This is a genomic window from Bartonella sp. AD328YNZD (genome assembly GCF_042196425.1).
In genome coordinates this window covers 1-677 of sequence record NZ_JBHIQG010000752.1, presented here as the reverse complement: position 1 = coordinate 677, position 677 = coordinate 1, and the positions used below count along the sequence as shown (strand labels likewise).

Annotated in this window: 1 pseudogene; it reads left to right on the top strand. The window is 47.7% G+C overall.

The features are described from left to right. A pseudogene (locus ACFIO3_RS14835) lies at window positions 1-677 on the top strand (hypothetical protein); the annotation flags it as partial.

Below are 677 nucleotides of genomic sequence, written 5' to 3'. Positions count from 1 at the left end.
GCACAGAAAGCGGCAGAAACAGCGGGTAAAAAAGCCGCGTCTTTAGAAGCAGCCGCAGAAGAAGCACAAAAAATAGCTAAAGAAGCCAAACAGACAGCAGGTTATGCTAACCATGATGCGGAGCAAGCGCGTAGTGAGGTGGAAAAAGTAAAAAGCACAGCGAATGAAGCGTGGAGTAAAGCTTACGACGCGAATGAAGCAGCCAATAACGCTAAGACTATAGCCAGATTAGCAGAAATGGCAGGTGAAGAAGCCAAGAAAATAGCAGAGAAAGCCGATGACCGAGCGTATGAAGCCAAGAATGAAGTAGAAAAAGCCAAGGAAATAGCGAGTAATGCAAAATATATAGCAGGAGAGGCGCAGAGGGCAGCCGAAACAGCGGGTAAGAAAGCCGCGTCTTTAGAAGAAGAAGCGGAAGAGGCACAAAAAATAGCCAAGGAAGCCAAGGAGTCTGCTGGTTATGCAAGACATGATGCGACGCAAGCGCGTAGTGAGGTGGAAAATGCAAAAAGCACAGCGAATGCAGCGTGGAATAAAGCCCACAAAGCGAATGAAACAGCAGATAGTGCTAAGCTTACAGCAAGTTTAGCAGAAACGGCAGGCGAAGAAGCCAAGAAAAAAGCCGCGTCGGCAGATTCACAAGCCTATCAAGCCAAGAGCGAAGCCGAAAAAGCCAA